General features: G+C 55.4%; 1 protein-coding gene and 1 other annotated feature (1 of these 2 running past the window's edge). The gene reads right to left on the minus strand.

Annotation, left to right across the window (positions count from 1 at the left end; all coding sequences use genetic code 11):
• Window positions 1-2057, minus strand: a sequence feature (most likely nonfunctional fraction of RNA operon); it runs 340 nt beyond the window's last position.
• Window positions 1186-1314: a hypothetical protein gene (locus PTE_RS26835; protein WP_280739721.1), complete on the minus strand. Its 129-nt coding sequence runs from the start codon at window positions 1312-1314 to the stop codon at window positions 1186-1188. Its footprint overlaps the feature before it by 129 nt.

Consider the following 2057-nt stretch of genomic DNA (forward strand, 5'->3'; position numbering starts at 1 on the left):
CCACGTCTTCGTCTTAAACGTTCCTTCCGTGACCTCACAGTCAAGGGAAGACTCATCTCAAGGCAAGTTTCCCGCTTAGATGCTTTCAGCGCTTATCTCTTCCGCACTTAGCTACCGGGCTATGCCATTGGCATGACAACCCGTACACCAGCGGTGCGTCCACTCCGGTCCTCTCGTACTAGGAGCAGCCCCTTTCAATCTTCCAACGCCCACGGCAGATAGGGACCGAACTGTCTCACGACGTTCTAAACCCAGCTCGCGTACCACTTTAAATGGCGAACAGCCATACCCTTGGGACCGACTTCAGCCCCAGGATGTGATGAGCCGACATCGAGGTGCCAAACACCGCCGTCGATATGAACTCTTGGGCGGTATCAGCCTGTTATCCCCGGAGTACCTTTTATCCGTTGAGCGATGGCCCTTCCATACAGAACCACCGGATCACTAAGACCTACTTTCGTACCTGCTCGAGCTGTCACTCTCGCAGTCAAGCTGGCTTATGCCTTTGCACTAACCTCACGATGTCCGACCGTGATTAGCCAACCTTCGTGCTCCTCCGTTACGCTTTGGGAGGAGACCGCCCCAGTCAAACTACCCACCAGACACTGTCCCCGGTCCGGATAACGCACCTGGGTGAGAACATCGCACATTCAAGGGTGGTATTTCAAGGATGGCTCCGTGCAGACTGGCGTCCACACTTCAAGGCCTCCCACCTATCCTACACATCAAGGTGCCATGTTCAGTGTCAAGCTATAGTAAAGGTTCACGGGGTCTTTCCGTCTTGCCGCGGGTACACTGCATCTTCACAGCGAGTTCAATTTCACTGAGTCTCGGGTGGAGACAGCCTGGCCATCATTACGCCATTCGTGCAGGTCGGAACTTACCCGACAAGGAATTTCGCTACCTTAGGACCGTTATAGTTACGGCCGCCGTTTACTGGGGCTTCGATCAAGAGCGTCGCACTCACGTGCTAACCCCATCAATTAACCTTCCAGCACCGGGCAGGCGTCACACCGTATACGTCCACTTTCGTGTTTGCACAGTGCTGTGTTTTTAATAAACAGTTGCAGCCAGCTGGTCTCTGCGACTGGCTTCGGCTCCGGGCGCGGGCCCTTCACCTACCGCCAGCGTGCCTTCTCCCGAAGTTACGGCACCATTTTGCCTAGTTCCTTCACCCGAGTTCTCTCAAGCGCCTGAGTATTCTCTACCTGACCACCTGTGTCGGTTTGGGGTACGATTCAAGGTGACCTGATGCTTAGAGGCTTTTCCTGGAAGCCGGGCATCAACCACTTCACCGCCGTAGCGGCTCGTCATCACGCCTCAGTGTTCACGAAAGAGCGGATTTGAAGGCTCTTTCAACCTACACGCTTAAACCGGGACGACCGTCGCCCGGATGGCCTAGCCTTCTCCGTCCCCCCGTCGCAGTCACCTTCAGTACAGGACTATTAACCTGTTGCCCATCGACTACGCTTTTCAGCCTCGCCTTAGGGGTCGACTCACCCTGCCCCGATTAACGTTGGACAGGAACCCTNGGTCTTCCGGCGAGCGGGTTTTTCACCCGCTTTATCGTTACTTATGTCAGCATTCGCACTTCTGATACCTCCAGCGGGCCTCNCAGCGCCNCCTTCAACGGCTTACAGAACGCTCCCCTACCCAACAACACCTGCGTGTCGCTGCCGCAGCTTCGGTGCATGGTTTAGCCCCGTTACATCTTCCGCGCAGGCCGACTCGACCAGTGAGCTATTACGCTTTCTTTAAATGGTGGCTGCTTCTAAGCCAACATCCTGGCTGTCTGAGCCTTCCCACCTCGTTTCCCACTTAACCATGACTTTGGGACCTTAGCTGGCGGTCTGGGTTGTTTCCCTCTTCACGACGGACGTTAGCACCCGCCGTGTGTCTCCCGTGATACCATTCTTCGGTATTCGCAGTTTGCATCGGGTTGGTAAGCCGGGATGGCCCCCTAGCCGAAACAGTGCTCTACCCCCGAAGATGAATCCACGAGGCGCTACCTAAATAGCTTTCGGGGAGAACCAGCTATCTCCCGGTTTGATTGGCCT

The sequence above is a fragment of the Photorhabdus khanii NC19 genome, from assembly GCF_000517265.1.
GTDB classification, from domain to species: domain Bacteria; phylum Pseudomonadota; class Gammaproteobacteria; order Enterobacterales; family Enterobacteriaceae; genus Photorhabdus; species Photorhabdus khanii.

Bases quoted from the DNA above. Each gene is read 5' to 3' on its own strand.
- PTE_RS26835 (WP_280739721.1), bottom strand. From the start codon at position 1,314: ATGACGAGCCGCTACGGCGGTGAAGTGGTTGATGCCCGGCTTCCAGGA.